The sequence below is a fragment of the Methylotenera versatilis 301 genome (assembly GCF_000093025.1).
In the GTDB taxonomy this organism is placed as follows: Bacteria; Pseudomonadota; Gammaproteobacteria; order Burkholderiales; family Methylophilaceae; genus Methylotenera; species Methylotenera versatilis.
On record NC_014207.1, the window covers coordinates 1,898,383 to 1,921,521 of the forward strand.

Below are 23,139 nucleotides of genomic sequence, written 5' to 3' on the forward strand. Positions count from 1 at the left end.
ACAAATTCACAATGCCAACTTGCATCTTAAAACTCTTCCCACTCGTCATCATTGGTGCCAGTTTTAGCCACCGCTTTAGGTGCAGGTCTGCTTGCTACAGCATGAATTTTCTTGGCAGGTACTCGCAACGGGCTATTCACTGCACGACGGTTATCACTTGAACCACCCGCATTATTCAACTTAAACACACTCACCACATCCGACAACTGTATAGCTTGCTCTACCAAGCTCTCCGCAGCAGCTGCAGCTTGCTCTACCAAAGCTGCATTCTGTTGGGTCACTTCATCCATGCTGGTAATCGCGTTGTTGACTTGATCAATCCCTGCGCTTTGTTCACTTGATGCTGCTGAGATCTCGCCCATGATGTCAGTCACGCGTTGCACTGATGACACGATCTCTGCCATGGTTTTACCAGCTTGTTCTACTTGTGTTGTACCTTCGGCGGTTTTGCTAACAGAGTCTGCAATCAGTTCTTTAATTTCTTTGGCTGCAGTGGCTGAGCGTTGCGCTAGGTTGCGTACTTCACCTGCGACTACCGCAAAGCCTCGACCTTGTTCGCCTGCTCGGGCTGCTTCTACGGCAGCGTTAAGCGCAAGGATGTTGGTTTGGAAGGCGATGCCGTCAATGACGGAGATGATGTCTTCAATCTTTTTAGCACTGCTGTTGATGGCGCTCATGGTGTTGACGACTTGACCGACGACTTCTCCACCTTTCACCGCAACGCCTGAGGCGGCTGCGGCAAGCTGGTTGGCTTGTTTGGCGTTCTCGGCATTTTGTTTAACAGTTGAGGCAAGTTCTTCCATGCTCGATGCGGTTTCTTCCAGGCTGGAGGCTTGTTGCTCCGTGCGTTGGGAGAGGTCGTTATTGCCAGTGGCAATTTCATTGGCTGCTGTGGTAATGGTTTCGATGGCTTCTTTGACAGCGGCAATAGGGGCGACGATGGTTTCTAGTGTGGCATTAACCCCTTCTACAACTTTGCGGAAGTCGCCTTGGTGTAGGCTGGCATCAGCACGTACACTGACCCGACCATCGGCAGCGGCTTGTGCCAACATGTTGGCGTCTTCAACCAAGCGATTGACAGCGTCGATACAGTGGTTGAGGTTATCTTTAAGATTGTTAAAGTCACCTTTGTAATGTTCGTTAATCTTCGCTGGGATATCGCCTCTAGAAATGCTGTCAACACAGTTTGCGGCTACATTTAATGGGCCGATCACTGAGTCTAAGGTGTTGTTGACACCTTCTACGATTTTACGGAAGTCGCCTTGATGTTTTGTGGTATCGGCACGTGTAGATAAGATGCCTTGGTCAGCAGCATCGGCAAGCATGGCAGTATCTGAAACTAGCGCATTCACGGCATCGATACATTGATTTAGATTGTCTTTTAATTGATTGAAGTCGCCGTGATAAGTATCGGTGATTTTGGCTGGAATGTTGCCTTTGGAGATGTCGTCTACGTATTTCGCGGCAACGTTTAAAGGGACAATCACCGCGTCTAGGGTGTCATTGACGCCTTGTACAATCTTACGGAAGTCGCCTTGGTGCTTACTTGCATCGGCACGGATGGATAGGTTGCCTTCTACGGCGGATTGAGAGAGTGTATTCACATCTGAAACCAGCGCATTAATATTGGCTCTGACTTGTTCGATGGCTTCGTTGACAAAGGCTTTTTTACCTGGGAATTTCTCTAATTGAGCAGCTAAGTCGCCTTCACCAAACGATTTCACGCAGGCTAGCGCTTTTTTATTCATGTCTACGTGGCCGGCGACCATCTTGTTGACGCCCGCTGCCATGTCGGCATATCCGCCTTTAAATCGGCTGACGTCTACATCAACATCAATATCACCAGCATCATGTTGTGCACTTACATATTGCAATGATTGCACGATGCCATCTAAAGTCTTTTGTAAGGTCTTGATTGAGTAGGCTACGCTCGATTTATCATCGGCAGCTACAATGATTTTTTGAGTCAAATTACCATCAGCAAAATTTTTGGCTAGAATAGCTAAGTCAGCGGGGTCATTACCCAACTGCTTCATTAAACCACGTGTGATATATAAGCCGAGTAAAACGATGATTGACAAAACTAAGCCTGAAATCACCAAAGACTGAACTTCAGCACCTGATTTAATTGAAGCCGCTTTTTCAGCACTATCAGTGCCTAATTTAACGTTGTATTTCCGATGATTGGTAATTGCTTTTTGCACACCAGAAATCGCATCTCCCCCAGCAAGCAAAATGGTTCGTGCATTATCTTTCTTGTTAGCCAAAGAGGTTGTCAGTACATGACCACCCATCTCATCAAATGCCGCTAGTGCAGCACGGTCGGCTAAGACCAAGTCCGCATCACTTTTATCAGTCACCATAGTCTTTTCATACTTATCTAAAGTGTCAGTCAAAGCCTTGTGCTCCGTTGCCACTCTAGCTTCAATATCGACCATTTTGGCGTTATCTGTACTCGCCATATGCTGCCAAATTAAGCCATTCATTTCTTCAAAATGCGCTAAGGCTTCGTCCAACAATTGCACGCTAGGTACAGCATTGGTATTGGCAAAGTTAGTGATTTTATACACTTGGTTGATTTTATATAAACCAACTCCTGCCAGCGACACCATGCCCAAAACTGCAGCCAGTATCAACATATACATTTTCTTTGTCATACTCATTTTATTACTCCAATTTATTGAGCTGTTTGTAACGTGGATTTATCAGTGATTTTTTCAAAACTAACTCCAGTATTTAAAAACCACTTAAACGCCTATCTAATACCATTACTTTATTATTTACGTCAGCTTTACCTAAAGCTTGAATACAATTTCCATATAGTGATTTTCCTCTCAAGTAGCCATATTTGAATCGCTAAATAAAGCAATAAATGCGCATCATTTTTGAGGTTTAGATCTATAGAACCAGCTAGTTGATTCGCTAAAAATAGTCACTAAAATGAAAAAGCCCTCTAAAAATTATCCAGAGGGCTTTGTGTTGATTTTGCTAAATAAATTAGCTTGGTTAACTTGGTTTGGTTTACTTTAAGTGGCTATTACTTAACAGCTACTTTTTTAGTAGAAGCATCATCTTTTTTGCTTGCAGCATCACTTTCAGCTACTTTACGCTTCGCTGAATCGGCTACTGCATCACCTTTCATGTGCGCGGCGGTTGCTTCTGGGCTACCTTCTTCAAAACAAATACGCCCCATCATTGAAACTTTACAGACTTCTGCGGCGTATAAGTTAATTGAAGCTACTGTTAATAAAGCTGTTGCTAAAGTTGTAATCGCTAATTTTTTCATCATATTGTTCCATTTCTATAAACTTCGTTTTTCCGTTCATAACACCTCAATACGGCAAAGAGGCGGGAGGTTATGCAAAGGTAATCAATCGCAAAACCTCATATGTGTTATTACGTCATTTCTGTTTAAATCTTGAGTAAATATTGAAAATAATTATTCAACCGATAAGCATAAAAAAACAGCACCCAAAGGTGCTGTTTTTTTATGCTTATGTTGCTACGTAAAAACTAAAATTCTGCCCACTCATTATCATCCGTGCCAGTTTTAATCACCACTTTAGCTGATACTGGTTTTGCAACAGGTTTTGCTTTTGCATGGCTAGAAGCTAAACGTAATGGTGCTCGGCTTTTGGTATTACTGGTAGATGACGATGAACCGCCCATTAATTTAAATGCACTTACAAGATCAGTTAAACTTACAGCCTGCTCTACCAAGCTCTCCGCAGCAGCAGCAGCTTGCTCTACCAAGGCCGCATTCTGTTGGGTCACTTCATCCATGCTGGTAATCGCGTTGTTGACTTGATCAATCCCTGCGCTTTGTTCACTTGATGCTGCTGAGATCTCGCCCATGATGTCAGTCACGCGTTGCACTGATGACACGATCTCTGCCATGGTTTTACCAGCTTGTTCTACTTGTGTTGTACCTTCGGCAGTTTTGCTCACTGAGTCTGCAATCAGTTCTTTAATTTCTTTGGCTGCAGTGGCTGAGCGTTGTGCTAGGTTGCGTACTTCGCCTGCCACTACGGCAAAGCCTCGACCTTGTTCGCCTGCTCGGGCTGCTTCTACTGCAGCATTCAGGGCAAGGATGTTGGTTTGGAAGGCGATGCCGTCAATGACGGAGATGATGTCTTCAATCTTTTTAGCACTGCTGTTGATGGCGCTCATGGTGTTGACGACTTGACCGACGACTTCTCCACCTTTCACCGCAACGCCTGAGGCGGCTGCGGCAAGCTGGTTGGCTTGTTTGGCGTTCTCGGCATTTTGTTTAACAGTTGAAGCAAGCTCTTCCATGCTCGATGCGGTTTCTTCCAGGCTGGAGGCTTGTTGCTCGGTGCGTTGGGAGAGGTCGTTATTGCCAGATGAGATTTCACCTGCAGCAGTATTAATGGTATCGCCTGCCTCCCTTACCTGCTCAATTACTTCAGTCATTTTGTCCATCAACGCATTCACGCCGTCACAAAGACTGCCAATGGCGCCAGTTTTACCATCTAGCGAGACACGACCGCTTAAATCACCAGATTGTGCGTTTTCGATAATACCTTGAGTTTCTTCAACGGCTTCTGCCAGCGCTGCTGCATCTTTACGCTGCTCGGTAATGTCTACGGCGTATTTCACCACTTTGAATGGCTTGCCGTCTATATCCAAGATAGGGTTATAAATCGCTTGTAGCCAGACATGGTTGCCACCTTTAGCAATGCGGTTGAATTGACCCACTTGAGCTTCACCGCGTCGTAAAGTCTCCCAAAATGCTTGGTATTCATGACTGCTACGGTAAGCAGGTTCAACAAACATACTATGGTGATTACCTACTATTTCTTTTTCACTGTACCCAACGACTTTAACGAAGTTGTCATTCACAGCAAGAATTTTTCCTGTTAGATCAAACTCAATCACGCCTTGTGTTTTGTGTATACCTGAGATTTGTCCAGCATTATCAGCTGCTTGGAGTTTTTGTGCAGTAATATCCATAGTGTAATTGACGATTTTGTATGGCTTACCTTTTAAATCGTAAATCGGATTATAAGAAGCTTGAATCCATACTTCTCTACCATCTTTAGCAATACGTTTGTATTGGCCTGTGTCGGTACCACCTTTTCTCAATTTATCCCATAACGTTTTATAAGCTTCACTCTTAGCAAAAGTTGGATCTAATACTAAACTGATATGTTTGCCGAGTAATTCAGCCTCTGCGTAACCTAGCATGTCTAAGTAAACTTGGTTAACTTTGATAATAATGCCATCTAAACATACTTCAATTAACCCTTGCGATTTACTGATAGCATCAATCTGCCCTTCAAAGTCAGCATTTTTGATTTTTTGGGCAGTAATGTCGGTCGCATATTGCACAACTTTGTAAGGTTTTCCTGCTGAACATAAAATCGGGTTGTAAGAAGCTTCTAACCAAACCTCTTTACCCTCTTTACCTTTATATAAAAACTGCCCTGTAACAGCCTCACCACGATTAAGTGTTTCCCAAAACTGGCGATAGTCAGCGCTGTTTTTATAAGCACTTTCCACAAAAGCACTGTGATGTTGACCAACAGTCTCACTGGCACTGTAGCCCAATATATTCAATAAAATATCATTAGCCGAGGTCACTTTGCCATCCATACTAAATTCAATGACACCTGTTGATTTGCTAATCGCAGCTAACTGTCCTTCATACAAAGCTGCTTGCTCTTTGGTATTGGCAGCATTTTCTTTTAGTGTATTTTCGTTCACACTCAATATGGTTTGCATGGTTTGTAATGATCGCAAGACTTTACTTAACTCATTCTCGCCCTTAACTTCTATTGTAGTAGAGAAGTTTCCTGACATAATCTGCCCAAAAGCATTAATAGACTGACTTAAAGGTTTAGTAATACTGCGAGTTACAATCCATCCGACATATAGTAAAAGTAATGAAATTAACCCTAAGCCTGAAAATGTGAGTATTTTAGTAGTTCGGTATTGCGATTGTGCCGCTAAGTACTCTTTGACGGCGACATCATTCTGCAATCTCAGCAAAACATCAATGACTGGTGCGGAAGTATTAAATAACTCTTGCGCTATGTCAGCATATTTCTTCGCATCTTCATAATTATTTGAGCGCAATGCCAATACAGCAGGCTTTAAACCCTGATTAACAAACTTGCCACGACTTTCAGTAAAATTAGCTGCAAGTACCTTTTCCTCTGGAGTGAGGTAGGTCGCTGCGTAAGTTTTCCACAAACCGCTGATTGTCCCAATATTACGTTCAATAGCATCAGATGCCTTGGTTGCTTCCTCGGGCTTCAACACGAGTACAGACTTCTTAGCAGCACTGCTGATTTCCACATTACTAAGTGCTGTTCTTAATAGCGTATTATTCTCCAACATTAGTTTGGCGATTTGACCTAAATCTCTAGTTGGGATTAAACGGTCTTCCTGCACAGTTTTAATTGCATTGTTTGATATATTAATTTCGTACAGCCCTACTGCAGCTTGCACAGCTAAAGCAACTACTCCCAGCACAATAATGCCAGCTAAGCGCTGACCGACTTTAGTGTTTTGTATTTTATTTTTAAGTTTGTTGCCTATTGAATTTTTAACAACTTTACCATCCACAATAGCTAAGCCTGCTGCCTTACCATCTTTAAACAGTCGATAAGCCGCCGTAGCTTCTTCAACTTGCTGACGGCTTGGTTTTCTGCGTACGGAAAGAAAACCCGTCACGATTCCACCCTGTTCAATCGGTGCCGCATTGGCTTCTACCCAATAGAAATCACCGCTCTTTGTACGGTTCTTCACCATACCAGTCCAAGGTTTACCAGCTTTTAAGCTACGCCACATGTCCTCAAACGCCTCTACAGGCATATCAGGGTGGCGCACCATATTGTGGCTGCTACCTACTAGTTCAGCCTCACTAAATCCACTGACCTGAATAAAATCCTGGTTAGCGTAGGTGATCACGCCTTTTAGGTCTGTTTTAGTCAACATAAACTGTGAATCATCAAAAATGATTTCATTATTTGTGACTGGCATATTGATTTTCATGATGGGCTTCCCTCTAACTTTTTAAATATTGTTAATATTTATTTTTGTTATTCTTTCAATTTAGCAACATGTAATTTAATGTACGGCTATTGAATCCATGAGCGCCATTTCTTGGCTACTCATCAATTGTTCAATATCCACCAAAATAAACATTTGCTCCTCTACCGAAGCAAGACCTACGATGTATTTGGTATCGATGTTTGACACTAAAGACGGCACATCGCGAATCTGTTCTTCTTTAAGCGCCATCACATCTGAAACGCCATCCACCACAATGCCAACTACACGACCGTTTAGATTAAGAATAATCACCACGGTGAACTCATCGTATTCAACTTTTCCTAAGTGAAACTTAATGCGCAAATCAACAATAGGTACGATTTTCCCGCGCAAATTCACCACGCCTTTAATGAATTCAGGTGTATTAGAAATTTGCGTAACAGCATCATAACCACGAATTTCTTGTACTTTTAAAATCTCTAAGCCGTATTGTTCTTCACCCAATACAAAGGTTAGGTATTCACCTGCAGCATTCTTTGACTTACTTGATGAAGTTGAATTTGTTACGCTGCTAATGTTTTCTGTACTCATTTTGAAAGCTCCTTATGGATTACTATTTTTTTCAATTGATTGGGCATTTTGGTAATGTGCAAATGGTGGTGCACCAGTAAGATAGTTGCTGGTTTGACCCATCTGAATAATAGCTGAAACATCTAGAATCAAGGCCACGCCGCCATCACCCATGATGGTGGCGCCCGATACACCCGGCACTTTTCTATAATTAGTTTCCAAGCTCTTAATCACAACTTGTTGCTGTCCAACCAACCTATCAACAAACAAGGCTGATTTTTTACCATCTGACTCCAGTAGCACCAATACACCTTGCGTTGGATCGGTAATGTCAGTGTGGTGATTGAACAAGCTGTGTAATGCAATAATCGGCAAATATTCACCTCGCACGTGCACCATACGACCTTCACCAGTCACCGTTTTAATATCTTCAGCGCGTGGCTGTAGCGTTTCTACAATCAGATTGAGCGGTATGACATAAATACTGTTGCCTAGTGACACAGACATCCCATCTAAGATGGCCAATGTCAGTGGCAATGCAATTGAAATAGTAGTGCCATAACCTAGTGCTGAACGAATTTCAACCACACCGTTCATGGCGGTAATGTTTCGTTTTACTACGTCCATGCCTACACCTCGACCTGAAACATCGGTCACGACTTCTGCTGTTGAAAAACCTGGGGCAAAGATTAGATTAAACACCTCGGTATCGCTCATGCTCTCACTGACAGGTAAGCCATTTTTGGCAGCTTTTGCCAATAGCTTATCGCGGCTTAAACCAGCGCCATCGTCAGTCACTTCAATGACGATGCTGCCACCTTTGTGCGCAGCTGAAAGTGTTAGCGTACCAGTTTCCGACTTACCAGCAGCTCTACGGCCCTCTGGCGTTTCAATACCATGATCGACGCTATTACGTACTAAATGCGTCAGTGGATCAACAATGCGTTCAATCAAGCCTTTATCTAACTCGGTGGTCGCACCAACAGTCACGAACTCTACTTTTTTACCTAACTTGGCTGCTAAGTCTCGCACCATGCGAGGGAAGCGTGAGAACACAAAATCCATCGGCATCATACGAATCGACATCACAGACTCTTGTAAATCACGTGTATTACGGGTGAGCTGTCCAACGCTGTTAATCAACGGTTCGTGCTGAACTGGGTCTAACTGGCTGATACGTTGTTCTATCATCGCTTGAGTAATCACAAGTTCACCCACCAGGTTAATCAGTTGGTCTACTTTTTCGATGCCTACGCGAATAGATGAAGTTTCTGCACTGGCTGGTGCTTTGTCTGACTCACGACGACCTTGGTTGCGTCTATCGGTGGCTTCTGAAGCTGCGGCTTTACTGGCTACAGCTACAGCTTCTGCTTTAGCAAGCTCAGCTTTGCCAGAATTAGCTTCTGTTGCAACAGTATCATCGCCAATTAAATCAGCCACTGCCGCATCTTTATGTGGCTGAAATGGCGCGAAGAAACCATAGCCTTCTTCCACATTCTCTTTGCCATCTACAGCAAATAAACCATAACCAACTTCTTCATGAATACTCACGCCAGAAGTGCTGCTTTTCACTTCATTTGCTGAAGAGCTAGCTGTAGTTGCTTTTACGTCATCTTCAAACAAACCAAAACCTGGATCTTCAACGACGGCTGGTTTAGCTTCTACTTGTGCAACTACAGGTGCGCTCACTGCAGTACTCACTGTAATCACTAAATCATCAGGGTCTAGTACAAATGAACAGATTGAAATAATGTCTGCTTGTGTTGAATCTGTAGTTAGCTTAAATACATAGCGATTATTTTCATTTTGACTAGATTCCACATCACCCAATAAGCCTAATTCATCTTTTAGGTTAGACATGTCTTTTTCTGAGACTTCAGGCAATACGATATTGAAGCGAGTTAAACCATCATCAGGCACTGCGGCAACAACAACTGGATCAGCTGGTTTAGGCGCTTCTACAATGGGAGCTGTAACAACTGGCGCAGCTACTGGAGCAGGTGTAGCTTGTGCTGGTTTAACCACAGCAGCGCCTGCTTCAGAGAGTTGTTTCAACATCATTTTCACATCAGCAACTTGCTCTTCATCGACCGCTGTAGCTAATCGATGTCCATCGACTTCCATTTTCAGCACATCTTTTGCGGCTAAAAACGCGTCTACATGCTCGGCAGTGAGCGCCATTTCATGTTTACGAATTTTATCAAGTAAGTTTTCTAGCACATGTGTAATTTCCGTCATGTCCATAAAACCAAAAGTGGCTGCCCCGCCTTTTATTGAGTGGGCTGCGCGGAAAATCGCATTGAGCTCTTCATCATCGGGGCTATCTATGTCAATGCCGAGAAGTAAACGCTCAGCCTCAGCCAATAGTTCTTCTGCCTCATCAAAGAAAACCTCGTAAAACTGACTCATATCAATTGTCATTGCTGTACTCCATATATCTATTTAGCTACTAAGTAGGAGCGGCTTCAGACCGCGAAAAAATGTGACTGTGAATAGTCCAAATTCGGCGTCAAACACCCCTCCTACAAATATACTTAAGAACCAATCACTTTTTGTACCACTTCAATTAAGCGTTTTGGGTCAAAAGGTTTTACTAACCAGCCATTGGCGCCAGCAGCTTTGCCTTTAGCTTTCATTTCATCACTTGACTCTGTGGTGAGCATTAAAATTGGCACTTTTTGATATGAACCTAAGTCACGCAAGTTTTTAATCAACGTCAGTCCATCCATAATTGGCATGTTTTGGTCAGTCAGTACAAGATCTACTGTCTTCTCTTTTGCTTTATCCAAGCCATCTTGGCCATCTACAGCTTGCACTACATCATAGCCAGCGGCTTTAAGACTAAATGCCACCATCTGGCGAAGAGAACCTGAGTCATCTACTGCTAGAATTGTTTTTGCCATTTCATTCACTCACTTTTTTCGTTATTAATCTTGCACGTTGTTAATAAATCACCAGAACTACTTAAACCATTTTTCTTATCGCGCTTTACTTACTATCATTTAGGCTTAATTAAATTTGTCTCACACTACTTAACGACAGAAATTAATTAATTTTCAGTCATTTTGTTAAAAAAGTTCAATATCACCTGTCGCCATATCTTGCTGATCGACTGAGCGTCTTAAACCCCCAGAAAGCGCTCGACTTCCAGCATGCAAACTGTGGCTCATCTCATCTAGAAATTTAGCAATCTCTTCATGCTCATGTTCGGGGTCTATCTCATCGCTGTGATTACCTAATTCATGCAACAAATCTTTTAAGCCATTCACTCGTTTAATCGTTCTAGTCAGCAACTGACTGGTGAGATCTTGAAACTGCAAGCCGGTCACGGCGGCATTCACCTCTTCACCTATTTTTGTCTTAAAATCTTCTAATTTCTTTGTTTCATTGGTGTCAAATTGATGGGTCAACATTAAGTTATTGAGTACAGCTTGTTGAGCTGTAACAGCTTCGTGCACTGCCATAAAACTCACACCAAGCTTTTCAATAGCTTCACTAAGTAAAAAGGTGGTTTGTAGCAAATCAGCCTCAACCTCCACTAGGTGTTGCTTCCCATGGTCTGCAACCGTGGCAAGCAAGCTTCTTAATTCAGTAGTTGGTAATGTTTTCATGTCCATCTCATCATGCTCCAAAGTGCTGTATTTCAATTTAGTGAATACGACCAGTTAAACTAATCAATTCGAATTTTTATTTCCAACCTGCAAATATCATTATGGATTCTTGATTGCTGTGCTGATATCAGCTGAATTGGAGTCAGAAGGCACATTCACTGCTGCGCCATCTTTTAATGCATTCTCTTCAGCCTGTTTATTCATAATGATGATGCTGATACGCCTATTGGTCGCATCGAACGGATTTTCTTTGTTAAACAAACTCGCAGAAGAAAGTCCAACCACCCTTAGTAACTTAGTTTCATCCATACCTCCAGCGACCAACTCTCGGCGAGATGCGTTAGCACGGTCAGATGACAACTCCCAATTGCTGTAAGACTTCTCACCATTAGGATACGGTGTTGCGTCAGTGTGCCCAGACAGGCTGATTTTGTTCGGTACGTCATTCAAAGTTTTACCCAGCTCTTGTAATATCTGCTTGGCATAAGGCTGCATTTCAGCTTTTGATGAGTTAAACATAGCGCGATTTTGCTCATCCACAATCTGCACACGCAAGCCATCAGAAGTAATATCCAGCAACAACTGGTTTTTAAACTTACTTAAAGTTGGACTGTCATCAATCGCTTTTTCGATTTTCTTTTTCAGCTCTTCTAGTTTCACTTTTTCAGCTTGCTCTAAAGCTTTTTTGGCCTCTTCAGCATCAATCGATGTTTTCTTACCATCAGCCCCGTCTATCTTCTTAACCTGTCCAGATTTTTTAGTAAAATCCTTACCGCCACCACCCTTAATTAAGGTGTCGCTCGCACCAACTGCAGTACCACCAGTCAATGCAACCATTAAAGGAGTATTAAAGTAATCTGAAATACCGGCTTTTTGCTCTTTTGATGTAGAGCCAAGCAGCCACATTAATAGAAAGAATGCCATCATGGCTGTTACAAAGTCAGCGTAAGCAATTTTCCATGCGCCTCCATGGTGACCGCCTCCACCTTTTTTAATCTTTTTAACAATAATCGGTCTTACGCGTTCTTCAGCCATTACATGCTCCGTATTCAGTCATTGTTCTGTTTAACAATTAGTTATTTGCCTTTAGCTTGTTTAATGTGTGCTTCAAGTTCGGCAAAACCTGGACGTTCTGTTGAGTAAAGAATTTTTCTGCCAAACTCGACGGCGATCGCTGGTGCATAGCCATTTAAACTAGAAATAAGTGTGACTTTTACGGCGTTATACATCTTGGTGCTTTCTTCTAGCTTCTGCTCTAACAAGCCTGAAAGTGGGCCAACGAAACCATAAGCCAGTAAAATACCCAAGAACGTACCAACCAATGCATGACCAATCATCTCGCCTAATTCAGGTGGCGGTTTATCTAAACTCCCCATGGTATGCACTACCCCCATTACCGCTGCCACAATACCGAACGCTGGCAATGCATCGCCAAGTTTGGCAATGCAATGTGCTGGCACATGACCTTCCATATGATGCGTTTCAATTTCGCTTTCCATTAATGTTTCAATCTGAAAAGCATCCATGTTTCCTGAACCCATCAGACGCAAATAATCAGTAATAAACTCGATTAGATGATGATCGTGTAATAGTTTTGGATATTTGCTAAAAAGTGGACTTGCCTCTGGATTTTCGACATCGTTTTCGATCGACATCATCCCGTCTTTGCGGATTTTGGCGAGAATCTCAAATAACATCGCCAGCAAATCCATATATAGCGCTTTATTATATTTAGAGCCTTTAAATAAAGTCGGGAGTGATTTACCTGTTGCTTTAAGTGCTTTAATATCGTTACCAACCACAAAAGCACCCAGTGCCCCACCAAAAATCATGAGTAACTCTAAGGGTTGCCACAATCCGCCTAAATGGCCGCCGCCCAAGGCATAGCCACCAAAAATTGTGCCCAATATCACAACGTATCCGATAATGACAAACATGTTAAATTACTCCAGACCTGATCAATAGAATTTGTAGTGCTAGATAATTACGGCTATCTAATTAGGTTCAGAATATCAAGCAACTATGCAAATCAATCTGTGGAATAAAGGGCTGTTTTTAGCCTTATATTGTGATTAGTACTTAGCAATAGAACTAAGCTATAGATGTAAAGATGGGAAAAAACAGCGCTTAGCGGCAAAGCTTGAAGATGGAAACTGTGTAGATTAAAAAAAGTTGATCCGCTAGTAAATAAGCACTAAGGTCGGCTATGCAATTTTCCAAACATAGATTTCTGGCGTGTTTTTATTGCCGAGAATACGTATATTTTCTGGCACGCCTGGAATCTCAAATTCGAGACTGATTAACAGGCTGCCAGGGCGCATCTCTTTGCTGGCTTTATCCCACAACATGCGCATAGCTGCTGGTGATAGATAAGCAAAAATGACATCATAATTTGCAAAATCCAGCGCCTGATAATTACCCAAAATAAATTTGGCAGATGACCTGCGGAATTTGGCACGAATAAAGCTAATCACCCAAGGTAATGGTGCAATCTCTATGCCCTCAATTTGGCTATCTGGCCTTGTTTTAGCCATATACATAGACATATCACCCAAGCCGCTGCCAATATCAATTAAACGCACAGGATTATCTTGCGGAATGATGTTGGCTACTTGCTGCCAAACCACAGGGCGAGATGGGAAGAATGGAACTTGAGTGCGAAATGTCGTCCAAAATAGACTCAAGCTGATAACGAAACCGACAAGATAAACTGCATTTGGGATATGCCATTGAAACATAATCCACGCGGTGAGAGGAAAGCATAAGTGTATCCAACGCCACCAAGTTGCCATGCCTGCGAGATAAGAAAGTGTCGCGGCAAATAGTGCCTGCATCAGCACTAAAGTAAAAATTGAAATATTTAAATTAGCGCCAAAATAGACTGTAACAGCAAAATTTACTATCCATATTACTGCGGCTACTATCAGCAACGCGGCACATTGAATCAACACCGCAAGTGTTGCTGGTACTAATCGCATATTTGGCCTAACTGTCATTCGTAACTTATTGACAGCACTCTTTAACAATGACTCTTTATAAAATGATTGCTTATCTACTCGCTTTTGAGGTTGAGCCTTATACTCTAACCGCGATTGTGCCAGACTAGATTTAACGTCATATTTCAAACCATACTTATTGAACACCTTCTGCATGATTGATATTGTCAATAAATCGTTTTATAACAAGTCGCTCACTCAATATTTATGCTGGAATAGCGACTAACTTATAAGTTAATTCTTTAGCCTTTTTAGTTTTACCTGCACGTGAAGGCACATGGCATAAATTGCATACATATTTGTGATTTAAGTCATAGCTATTCACAATAAAACTACCGCCACAGCAATTACAACTTTGCATTTTCAACATTTTGCTTTCAACAAAACGTACCAATGTCCAAGCGCGTGTCATTGACAATACTGGCTCTTCTTCGCCCTCTTGCTCCACTTGTTGCAAGTAAAGACTGTAAGCTTTAATGATGGCGTGTATGCCTTTTTCATCGGTGTAATCCACCATGAATTTGTATATATTAAAGAAAATTGATGAGTGAATATTTGGCTGCCAAGTTAAGAACCAATCAGTCGAGAATGGCAACATCCCTTTTGGTGGAGATACGCCTTTTAGCTCTTTGTAAAGTTTGATTAAGCGTTCACGAGATAAGGTTGTTTGAGATTCCAGAAGTTGTAATCTAGCACCTAGTTTAATCATTTTAATTGCTAGTTGGATTTGTTCTGCTTCATTCACTACACTTTTCTTTTCCATCATATTCCCCTTAACTTAAAGTCAAACGCTATTCGCTAACTCATGTGATTAATGTGCCATTGCTTCGGCATTTTGGCCTGCCATTAAAACAGCAGTATGCAAGTGGGCTTGTGCGCGATCTTTTGTATAATTTGTTAACATGCCCAAAATTGCGCTATCATCAAAACGGAAACGTGCTAGCATCATGTTTGCGTTACTGAGTTTAAGTAACTGTAAGTTGCTTAAACCTTCGAGCAAATCTGCGATGTCTTTGCTGATACCTAGGCGGAAAATTGCAGTGGCTTTATCTGAACGGATTAACTGCTGTGCCAACATTAAGTAGTTTAAGTTTGCATCTTTAATTTCTGCCATCATTTCAAATTCGTTCATTTTATTTCCCCATTCATTTTTACTTCGGTTGTAAATAATGTGTTGCGCGTATGGGTTGTACTTTGAGCTTATTAACATATCTTAACAATTAGGGTTTGTCGGTTAATTCGGTAGGATAAGCGGACGCACCCATGTAGGTGTTTGTCTTACAAACACCTACATGGGGCTAATGGAATCTATATATATCAATCACTTAACCAATCGTAAATAGTTAAAGTGTGTGTAAGAATGTGTTAAATCTGTAATTTCATTCTAAAAAATATCCTAAAAATTTTCTAAAGTTTTACAAAGCTTCACCGTTACCACTGTTTACGTATTAGTTTTTGACTATAAAACTCAATACGTTAAGAACATTGACGGCATTCATTTCAAATTCTTTAATCCGATTACAAAATAATTTGTAAAAACAATTTCGGTTTCATCTAATAAACATTTATCGGCAGCACTTTAGAAAACTTTAGGGAAATTTCGAAAAAATATTAATTATTTTTAAAAATAATTATAAGTTTATGAATTTATTGATAAAAATTCAGTAAATAATCTATAGAAAACAGCTTTTAAGGTGGTTAATTAGTTTAAATCTCACCGCAGACACTCAAGAAAGGGCTGGTTTCACCCTTTTATTCCAAAGATGCAATCGCATTGATTCGCCTGATAATTCATCCCATGTAGTCAACAAAGTAACAAGAATATTTTTACTTGAATGTTGATTTGAACAAACTTTAGGAATCGTCATGGCAGAAGACAGCGATTTAGAAAAAACAGAACAGGCCTCCTCCAAGCGCTTAGAAGAAGCTCGGAAAGAAGGCGATGTGCCACGCTCTCGCGAGTTGGCCACTGTCACTGTGCTTTTCACCGCTGGCTTAACCATACTGATCATGAGCGAACATCTTAATCAAGCATTGAAAACCACAATGAGTGCCGGTTTACAATTTGATCGAACTGCAGCATTTGAGCCAACTGTCTTACTCATGAGAACAGCAGATTCGATTTCATCTTTATTAACGGCATTCGCGCCGCTAGCTTTAATTTTAGTAGCAGTCGCTATTGCAGCACCTGTACTAGTAGGTGGTTGGATATTTAGTGGCAAAGCCTTCGTACCACAATTTAGCCGGTTAAATCCCATTAAAGGTTTAACTAACATCATCTCCAAAAACTCGCTGGTTGAATTAGTTAAATCAATTGCAAAAGTAATGCTCGTTGGAATAGTGGCATATGTTGTCATATCGCATGATATGGAGCCTATCCTTACACTTTCTACGTTGCCATTGAAATCCAGCATCGCTCAAGTAGGAAGTTTAATGTTGACTGGCTTCTTAACCATCGTCAGCACCTTGGTGTTTATTGCTGCGATTGATGTGCCATACCAACTTTACCATTACGCTAATAAGCTAAAAATGACTAAAGAAGAGGTTCGCCAAGAATCTAAAGAGTCTGACGGTAACCCAGAAATCAAAGCCAAAATTCGCCAACAACAGCGCGAAATGGCTAAACGCAGAATGATGTCTGAAATTCCAAATGCAGACGTAGTGATTACCAACCCTACCCATTATGCAGTTGCCATTAAATATCAAGATGAAGGTATGCGTGCTCCTGTTGTCGTAGCTAAAGGTGCAGATGAAGTGGCACTGAAAATTCGTGAAGTTGCTGGTGAGCACAAAGTACTCATTATGGAGTCACCAAAATTAGCACGTGCTTTATACGCACACACCGAACTTGGTAACGAAATTCCTGAAGCTTTATATTCAGCAGTGGCTGAAATATTGGCTTACGTATTCCAAATGCGCATCTTTAAAAAGGATGGCGGTTTCTACCCAGAAATTCCAACAACACTTGCTGTACCTGATGCGCTTGATCCTCATAGCCTATTACCAGCGCCTAGTGTGAGTGATATTGAAGATTCAGGAGTATTCATCTAATGAACGGGCTTAACCTACCACCTTGGATGAACAAGCTCGCAAGCCGTAATATTGCGGCACCGGCTATTATCATCTTGCTGTTAGCAATGATGATATTGCCACTACCAGCGGTTATTTTAGACGTGTTATTTAGCTTCAATATCGCCATCTCAGTCATGGTATTGCTCATTGGCTTACAAACCAAAAAAGCGCTAGATTTCATTGCATTCCCTACCGTATTGCTCATGACCACCATGCTACGTTTATCGCTTAACGTGGCTTCAACTCGTGTAGTGTTGGCTGAAGGTCACAATGGTCCTGACGCTGCAGGTAAAGTGATTGAAGCTTTTGGTCACTTCTTGATCGGCGGTAACTATACAGTCGGTATCGTAGTTTTCGTGATTTTGACTATCATCAACTTCACAGTTGTGACTAAAGGTGCTGGCCGTATCGCTGAAGTTGGCGCACGTTTTACCTTAGATGCAATGCCTGGTAAACAAATGGCGATTGATGCAGACTTAAACGCAGGTTTGATTGGCGAAGATGAGGCACGTCGCCGTCGTGCTGAAGTTGGCCAAGAGTCAGAATTCTACGGCGCGATGGATGGTGCAAGTAAATATGTGCGTGGTGACGCAGTCGCCGGCATCATGGTCATCATCATCAATATTGTAGGCGGTTTAGTGGTAGGTATCGTGCAACATGATTTAGCCTTTGCCGATGCAGTTAAAAACTACACAATGTTAGCCATTGGTGATGGTTTAGTGGCACAAATCCCGTCACTTATCATTTCAGTGGCAGCCGGTGTGGTGGTATCACGCGTGGCTAATAATGAAGATATTGGCGGTCAGTTAGTTACACAATTATTCTCAAACTCAAAAGTGGTGTATGTCACTGCTGGCATCATCGGCGGCATGGGTGCCATTCCAGGTATGCCGCACTTTGCATTCTTATTATTGGCGGCAATATTGGCTGGTGTAGCTTACTTCATCGCTGAACAGAAGAAAGTTGAAGATGCTGAACCTGTAGTAGAAGAAAAAGTTGAAGTGGTTTCAACGCTAGAGGAAGCCACTTGGGATGATGTAACGCCTGTTGACTTAATCGGCCTTGAAGTTGGCTATCGTTTGATTCCATTGGTAGATAAAGCACAAGGCGGTGATTTGCTTAAACGCATTAAAGGTTTACGCAAAAAATTCGCACAAGAAGTTGGTTTCTTAGCACCTACTGTGCACATTCGTGACAACTTAGAACTCAAACCTTCTAGCTATAAAATCACACTTAAAGGTGTGGAAATTGCTAGCGGTGAGTCTAATTACGCTCAATTCTTAGCCATCGACCCAGGCATGGTATCAGGCCCACTACCTGGCACTATGACGACAGACCCAGCATTTGGTTTACCTGCTGTGTGGATTGATAGCAACATTAAAGATGAAGCACAAAACATGGGTTACACCGTGGTTGATGCAGGTACGGTGATTGCGACTCACTTGAATCATATTATTTCACTTCATGCCGCTGAATTGCTTGGTCGCCAAGAAGTACAACAATTGCTAGACCATATCAGCAAAGATTCACCAAAATTAGTTGAAGACTTAACACCAAAACTATTGTCACTTTCAGTGATTCAAAAAGTATTGCAAAACTTATTGTCTGAAGGTGTACATATTCGCGATATGCGCACTATTGTAGAAACACTTTCTGAATACGCAACGCAAACACAAGATACTGGTGAGTTAACAGCCGTTGTCCGCGTTCAACTCGGCCGTGCCATCGTGCAACAACTATTCCCTACTGGTAATGAAGTCACAGTAATGACGCTTGATAGCAACCTTGAACGCCTATTAACTCAAGCGATGCAAGGCAATGGCACCGCAGGATCAGCCATTGAGCCCGGCATGGCCGAAACATTGTCCAGACAAGCCGAAACTGCTGCTAAACAACAAGAACAAATGGGTATGACGCCAGTATTACTGGTTTCAGCTCCACTTCGCGCTGCGTTATCTAAATTCTTACGCCGCGCTGTACCGCATCTTCGTGTGTTGTCGCACGACGAATTACCTGATTCAAAAACCATACGTGTCACTAGTCTTATTGGAGGTTCAGCATGAACATTAAACGATTTTTCGGAAAAAACTCACGGGAAGCACTAAGCATGGTGCGTAAAGAACTGGGAGAGAATGCGGTCATTTTATCTAACCGCGCGATGAACGGTGGCAATGAGATCATGGCTTTCAAAGAAGAAGACATGAATGCGATGGTTGCCAGAGATGAGAATCAACAGCGTTCATTTAGTGAAGAGAGTAATGATGCCCCTACTCTGCTGTCTTTACTCAGCAAAAACAATCGCAATAAAGCGGCTGATACACATATGGATAACAGCGAATCATTGCCAGCTGAAATCGAAGATTACGACGAGATTGTAAGACGTGCTGAATTAAAAAATAACGCTGCCATGAATAGGCAAGCTGAAGTTCAAAAACAGGCTGCGCAACCAAGAGCGACTGCACCAATAAGACCAGCTACGCCACAAAAACCAGCCATGCAACAAGCTAGTCGTCCAGCAGCGCCTGTTCGTCAGCCTGCTAGCCCTAACCCATTGCCTAGCATACAGTCTAGCCAACAAATGACTGACATGCTAAATGAAATGCGCAATATGCGTAGCGTGATTGAATCGCAGCTCACTGCCATTTCATGGGGCAATATTCAACAGCGCGACCCCATCAAATCAAAAATGTTAAGCACACTGTTATCTGCGGGCTTTAGCGCGGCGCTATCAAGACAACTCACAGAAAAAATGCCTGAAAATCTAAGTGAGGAAAAAGCAATGGCATGGATTAAAGCCATTCTTAGTATCAATTTAAATACGATAGAAAATGAAACTGAAGTATTAGATCAAGGTGGCATTTTTGCTCTTATTGGCCCAACAGGCGTAGGTAAAACAACCACTACAGCCAAGCTAGCAGCGCGCTATGTCATGAAGCATGGCACAGAAAACTTAGGCATCATCACCACGGATGCTTATCGTATCGGCGGTCATGAGCAATTAAGAATCTACGGCAAAATCCTTGGTGTGATGGTGCATGCAGTGAAAGATGAAGCTGATTTAAAAATCGCACTTAACGAGCTAAAAAACAAACATACAGTGCTGATTGATACAGTAGGTGTTAGCCAACGCGACCGTATGGTGGCAGAGCAAATCGCTATGCTTTCTAGCACCAATATGCCAGTAAAGAAATTACTATGTCTCAATGCAACTAGCACTGGCGAAACACTGACCGATGTCATTAAAGCCTACAAACGCAAAGGCTTAGAAGGCTGCATCATCACTAAACTGGATGAAGCGGCAACAATAGGTAACGCTTTGGATGTAGTGATTAGAGAGAAATTAAAACTGTACTATGTGGCAAATGGCCAACGTGTGCCAGAAGATATTCATCTAGCGAATAAAGCTTATTTGATTCAGCATGCATTAAAACTTAAGTCTATTAACAATCAACCATTCCAATTCTTGAGTGATGAACTACCGTTTGTCATGGGTAATACTGTTGGCAGCACGATCCAATCTCAATTAGCGGGGTTAAGCCATGTCTAACTTTCATCATGATCAAGCCGCTGGATTACGCCGCATTATGGCTGCACCAAAGCCAAGAGTGGTGTCGATTATCTCTGCTGCTAGCACACAAGATCAACCACGCATGATGACCAATTTGGCTGCTTCAATATTCGGCCAAGGTAGCAATGTGCTGGTGGTGCATGCCTCTCAGGATTCACGTGAAGTTAAATATGGCGTAGATAAATCACCCTCATTATTTGATGTGATTATTGAAATGAATAGCGAAGTACTTTCGCTATCTGAAGCCATTAGCAGCACTAGCTATGGCTTTAATGTTGGGAAGCTTATGCAAAAAAATCAATTTAATCTTGCGATGGATAGTAATGAATGCGAGCTGACTAATCAACTTTTGGGTGAGTTAGCCCATCAATATGAAATCGTGCTGGTAGATGCTACATTGAATAAAGATCAGCTATTGCCGCTAAAAATTCTTAATAATGGCGAAATCATTATTCAGTTAACGCGTCAGCCCGAATCGATCACGAATGCATACGCGCTTATCAAACAAATTTGCAGTCAACTGGGCAGACGCTCTTTCGGCATTATTGTAGACAACGCGACTGACGCTCAGGCGCAAATTGTATTTCGCAATATATCGCAAGTTGCACGACGCTTTATGCAAATCGAGCTTGAGTTCTTTGGCTCGATTCCATGCGATGACCATCTAAGCCGTGCCGCCAAACTTGGTCGCTCAGTGATTGATGCATTTCCATTAGCAAGCGCTTCAACCGCTTTCAAGCAGATTGCGCAACGATTAGATTACAAACAGGATAGCGCCGCCATTAACCATATGGCATCTATCAATTAGGCTAAAGGTTCACTATGTATACCATCCATGGAAAAAAAGACCAGAAAGACGAGCTGCTAAACAAGCATGCCGTTTTGGTTAAAAAGCTCGCCTATCAGCTTAAAGCCAAACTGCCACCTAGTGTTGAACTAGATGACTTAATTCAAGCTGGCATGATGGGCTTACTCGATGCGATTAATCGCTATGAAGACACACATGGCGCGCAATTTGAAACTTATGCTGCACAAAGGATTCGCGGCTCTATGCTAGACGAACTACGCAGTGCAGACTGGTTGCCGCGCAGCGTACGCAAGAGCATGCGCGATGTAGAGATTGCAATTAGTCAGTTGGAACAACAGTTAGGTAAACCGCCGACAGAAAATGAAGTGGCTAAAAAACTACAGCTTTCACTAAGTGATTACTACGACATGCTGGGTGATTGCAGTGGACATCAACTGATTTACTATGAAGATTTCCATGAGTCGGAGAATGGTGAGCACTTTCTGGATCGGTTTAATGCTGATACAACAGGCGACCCAATTAAAAGCTTGCTGGAAGGCGACTTTCGCGAAGCTTTAGTAGGTGCGATTACAGCACTACCTGAACGTGAAAAAATACTGATGGGGCTATATTACGAACAAGAGCTGAACTTAAAAGAAATAGGTGCTGTGATGAACGTTTCTGAGTCACGCGTTTGCCAATTACATAGTCAGGCGGTAGCTAGGCTGCGTTCAAATCTAAAAGAGAAATCATGGACTGGAGCAGTTTAGGTGGCTTAGTACTTGCCTTAATCGGCATACTACTCGGACAAGCCATTGAGGGTGGGCAAATCAGCTCACTCATACAGCCTGCCGCATTGTTGATTGTCATGTGCGGCACTTTCGGCGCGGTATTACTACAAAGCAACACTGCCAGCTTCATTGCTGGTTTGAAGATGGTACGCCAAGTATTCTCTCCACCATTAGATGACAGGCAAGCGCTTGCCAATCGCATCATCCTTTGGAGCAACTTTGCTCGCAAAGAAGGCATTTTCATGCTGGAAACTTACTTAAAAAAAGAAACTGACCCCTTTATTCAAAAAGGCCTAAAACTGATGATAGATGGCACACCACCAGAGAAAATTCGTCAGGTGATTGCTATTGATATGCACTTTTTCGAAATTCAAGAGCGTAATGCTGCCAAAATTTGGAGTGCAGCTGGCGGCTATGCACCGACTGTCGGTATTTTAGGCGCTGTGCTTGGCTTAATTCATGTGATGGAAAATTTATCTGACCCAAGCAGGCTAGGAAGCGGTATTGCCGTGGCGTTTGTTGCCACAATTTATGGTGTAGGTTTAGCCAATTTGGTGTTCTTGCCTGTTTCAAATAAGCTTAAAAGCTTGATTCAGCACGAAATGATGCGTAGAGAAATGCTGTTAAACGCATGGGTTTCTATTGCAAGTGGTGATCATCCTAGAGTCGTTGAAGAGCGATTACTGGCTTATCTTCGTTAGTTTATTTTAGACAAATACCAACA

At 42.2% G+C, this 23,139-nt stretch carries 18 protein-coding genes; 6 read left to right on the forward strand and 12 right to left on the reverse strand.

The window, feature by feature from the left end; genetic code table 11:
* Window positions 1–26 precede the first annotated feature (26 nt).
* The 12 genes from M301_RS08570 to flhD form a co-directional block, all read right to left on the reverse strand.
* Entirely contained in the window at window positions 27–2,663 is a 2,637-nt protein-coding gene (locus M301_RS08570; protein ID WP_013148374.1) for a methyl-accepting chemotaxis protein, read from the reverse strand.
* Between the two features lie 374 nt (window positions 2,664–3,037).
* Window positions 3,038–3,289: a hypothetical protein gene (locus M301_RS08575; protein WP_013148375.1), complete on the reverse strand. Its 252-nt coding sequence runs from the start codon at window positions 3,287–3,289 to the stop codon at window positions 3,038–3,040.
* A 224-nt stretch (window positions 3,290–3,513) separates the two neighbouring features.
* Window positions 3,514–7,020, reverse strand: coding sequence for a PAS domain S-box protein (locus M301_RS08580; protein WP_013148376.1), 3,507 nt, complete (start codon window positions 7,018–7,020; stop codon window positions 3,514–3,516).
* A gap of 75 nt (window positions 7,021–7,095) precedes the next feature.
* Entirely contained in the window at window positions 7,096–7,611 is a 516-nt protein-coding gene (locus M301_RS08585; protein ID WP_013148377.1) for a chemotaxis protein CheW, read from the reverse strand.
* 12 nt (window positions 7,612–7,623) lie between these two features.
* Window positions 7,624–10,011 carry a chemotaxis protein CheA gene (cheA, locus tag M301_RS08590; RefSeq protein ID WP_013148378.1) on the reverse strand — a complete coding sequence of 796 codons (2,388 nt, stop codon included), beginning with the start codon at window positions 10,009–10,011 and terminating at the stop codon, window positions 7,624–7,626.
* Between the two features lie 113 nt (window positions 10,012–10,124).
* The gene (locus M301_RS08595) at window positions 10,125–10,493 is read right to left on the reverse strand and encodes a response regulator (RefSeq protein WP_013148379.1); all 369 of its coding nucleotides are present in this window, start codon (window positions 10,491–10,493) and stop codon (window positions 10,125–10,127) included.
* 165 nt (window positions 10,494–10,658) lie between these two features.
* On the reverse strand, window positions 10,659–11,207 hold the full coding sequence (locus tag M301_RS08600) for a hypothetical protein (RefSeq protein ID WP_013148380.1): 549 nt from the start codon (window positions 11,205–11,207) through the stop codon (window positions 10,659–10,661).
* Window positions 11,208–11,300: 93 nt separating this feature from the next.
* Window positions 11,301–12,236, reverse strand: coding sequence for a flagellar motor protein MotB (motB, locus tag M301_RS08605; protein ID WP_013148381.1), 936 nt, complete (start codon window positions 12,234–12,236; stop codon window positions 11,301–11,303).
* Between the two features lie 41 nt (window positions 12,237–12,277).
* On the reverse strand, window positions 12,278–13,138 hold the full coding sequence (motA, locus tag M301_RS08610) for a flagellar motor stator protein MotA (RefSeq protein ID WP_013148382.1): 861 nt from the start codon (window positions 13,136–13,138) through the stop codon (window positions 12,278–12,280).
* A 267-nt stretch (window positions 13,139–13,405) separates the two neighbouring features.
* Window positions 13,406–14,179 carry a class I SAM-dependent methyltransferase gene (locus M301_RS08615; RefSeq protein ID WP_238524622.1) on the reverse strand — a complete coding sequence of 258 codons (774 nt, stop codon included), beginning with the start codon at window positions 14,177–14,179 and terminating at the stop codon, window positions 13,406–13,408.
* Between the two features lie 223 nt (window positions 14,180–14,402).
* A complete protein-coding gene (gene flhC, locus M301_RS08620) occupies window positions 14,403–14,960 on the reverse strand; it encodes a flagellar transcriptional regulator FlhC (RefSeq protein WP_041359404.1) in 558 nt (185 codons plus the stop codon).
* Window positions 14,961–15,008: 48 nt separating this feature from the next.
* Entirely contained in the window at window positions 15,009–15,329 is a 321-nt protein-coding gene (gene flhD, locus M301_RS08625; protein ID WP_013148385.1) for a flagellar transcriptional regulator FlhD, read from the reverse strand.
* A 734-nt stretch (window positions 15,330–16,063) separates the two neighbouring features.
* On the opposite strand from flhD, the gene flhB reads away from it, so the two are divergent.
* The 6 genes from flhB to M301_RS08655 are packed head-to-tail and all read left to right on the forward strand — an operon-like array spanning window position 16,064 to window position 23,116.
* A complete protein-coding gene (gene flhB, locus M301_RS08630) occupies window positions 16,064–17,248 on the forward strand; it encodes a flagellar biosynthesis protein FlhB (RefSeq protein WP_013148386.1) in 1,185 nt (394 codons plus the stop codon).
* The gene (gene flhA, locus M301_RS08635; RefSeq protein WP_013148387.1) at window positions 17,248–19,332 is read left to right on the forward strand and encodes a flagellar biosynthesis protein FlhA; all 2,085 of its coding nucleotides are present in this window, start codon (window positions 17,248–17,250) and stop codon (window positions 19,330–19,332) included. Before flhB ends, flhA begins: the two co-directional genes overlap by 1 nt.
* Window positions 19,329–20,816, forward strand: a complete 1,488-nt coding sequence (gene flhF, locus M301_RS08640; protein WP_013148388.1) for a flagellar biosynthesis GTPase FlhF — start codon at window positions 19,329–19,331, stop codon at window positions 20,814–20,816. Before flhA ends, flhF begins: the two co-directional genes overlap by 4 nt.
* Complete coding sequence (locus M301_RS08645) at window positions 20,809–21,645, forward strand: MinD/ParA family ATP-binding protein (protein WP_013148389.1); 837 nt, start codon at window positions 20,809–20,811, stop codon at window positions 21,643–21,645. Before flhF ends, M301_RS08645 begins: the two co-directional genes overlap by 8 nt.
* Window positions 21,646–21,659: 14 nt before the next feature.
* Window positions 21,660–22,394 (forward strand): RNA polymerase sigma factor FliA, encoded by a 735-nt coding sequence (locus M301_RS08650; protein ID WP_013148390.1) that lies wholly within the window; start codon window positions 21,660–21,662, stop codon window positions 22,392–22,394.
* Window positions 22,376–23,116 carry a flagellar motor protein gene (locus tag M301_RS08655; protein WP_013148391.1) on the forward strand — a complete coding sequence of 247 codons (741 nt, stop codon included), beginning with the start codon at window positions 22,376–22,378 and terminating at the stop codon, window positions 23,114–23,116. Before M301_RS08650 ends, M301_RS08655 begins: the two co-directional genes overlap by 19 nt.
* Window positions 23,117–23,139: the final 23 nt, after the last annotated feature.

Excerpts from the sequence above, each read along its gene's own strand:
- M301_RS08570 (WP_013148374.1), bottom strand. The coding sequence starts at position 2,663 with ATGAGTATGACAAAGAAAATGTATATGTTGATACTGGCTGCAGTTTTG.
- M301_RS08575 (WP_013148375.1), bottom strand. The coding sequence starts at position 3,289 with ATGATGAAAAAATTAGCGATTACAACTTTAGCAACAGCTTTATTAACA.
- M301_RS08580 (WP_013148376.1), bottom strand. The coding sequence starts at position 7,020 with ATGAAAATCAATATGCCAGTCACAAATAATGAAATCATTTTTGATGAT.
- M301_RS08585 (WP_013148377.1), bottom strand. The coding sequence starts at position 7,611 with ATGAGTACAGAAAACATTAGCAGCGTAACAAATTCAACTTCATCAAGT.
- cheA (WP_013148378.1), bottom strand. The coding sequence starts at position 10,011 with ATGACAATTGATATGAGTCAGTTTTACGAGGTTTTCTTTGATGAGGCA.
- M301_RS08595 (WP_013148379.1), bottom strand. The coding sequence starts at position 10,493 with ATGGCAAAAACAATTCTAGCAGTAGATGACTCAGGTTCTCTTCGCCAG.
- M301_RS08600 (WP_013148380.1), bottom strand. The coding sequence starts at position 11,207 with ATGGACATGAAAACATTACCAACTACTGAATTAAGAAGCTTGCTTGCC.
- motB (WP_013148381.1), bottom strand. The coding sequence starts at position 12,236 with ATGGCTGAAGAACGCGTAAGACCGATTATTGTTAAAAAGATTAAAAAA.
- motA (WP_013148382.1), bottom strand. The coding sequence starts at position 13,138 with ATGTTTGTCATTATCGGATACGTTGTGATATTGGGCACAATTTTTGGT.
- M301_RS08615 (WP_238524622.1), bottom strand. The coding sequence starts at position 14,179 with ATGCGATTAGTACCAGCAACACTTGCGGTGTTGATTCAATGTGCCGCG.
- flhC (WP_041359404.1), bottom strand. The coding sequence starts at position 14,960 with ATGGAAAAGAAAAGTGTAGTGAATGAAGCAGAACAAATCCAACTAGCA.
- flhD (WP_013148385.1), bottom strand. The coding sequence starts at position 15,329 with ATGAACGAATTTGAAATGATGGCAGAAATTAAAGATGCAAACTTAAAC.
- flhB (WP_013148386.1), top strand. The coding sequence starts at position 16,064 with ATGGCAGAAGACAGCGATTTAGAAAAAACAGAACAGGCCTCCTCCAAG.
- flhA (WP_013148387.1), top strand. The coding sequence starts at position 17,248 with ATGAACGGGCTTAACCTACCACCTTGGATGAACAAGCTCGCAAGCCGT.
- flhF (WP_013148388.1), top strand. The coding sequence starts at position 19,329 with ATGAACATTAAACGATTTTTCGGAAAAAACTCACGGGAAGCACTAAGC.
- M301_RS08645 (WP_013148389.1), top strand. The coding sequence starts at position 20,809 with ATGTCTAACTTTCATCATGATCAAGCCGCTGGATTACGCCGCATTATG.
- M301_RS08650 (WP_013148390.1), top strand. The coding sequence starts at position 21,660 with ATGTATACCATCCATGGAAAAAAAGACCAGAAAGACGAGCTGCTAAAC.
- M301_RS08655 (WP_013148391.1), top strand. The coding sequence starts at position 22,376 with ATGGACTGGAGCAGTTTAGGTGGCTTAGTACTTGCCTTAATCGGCATA.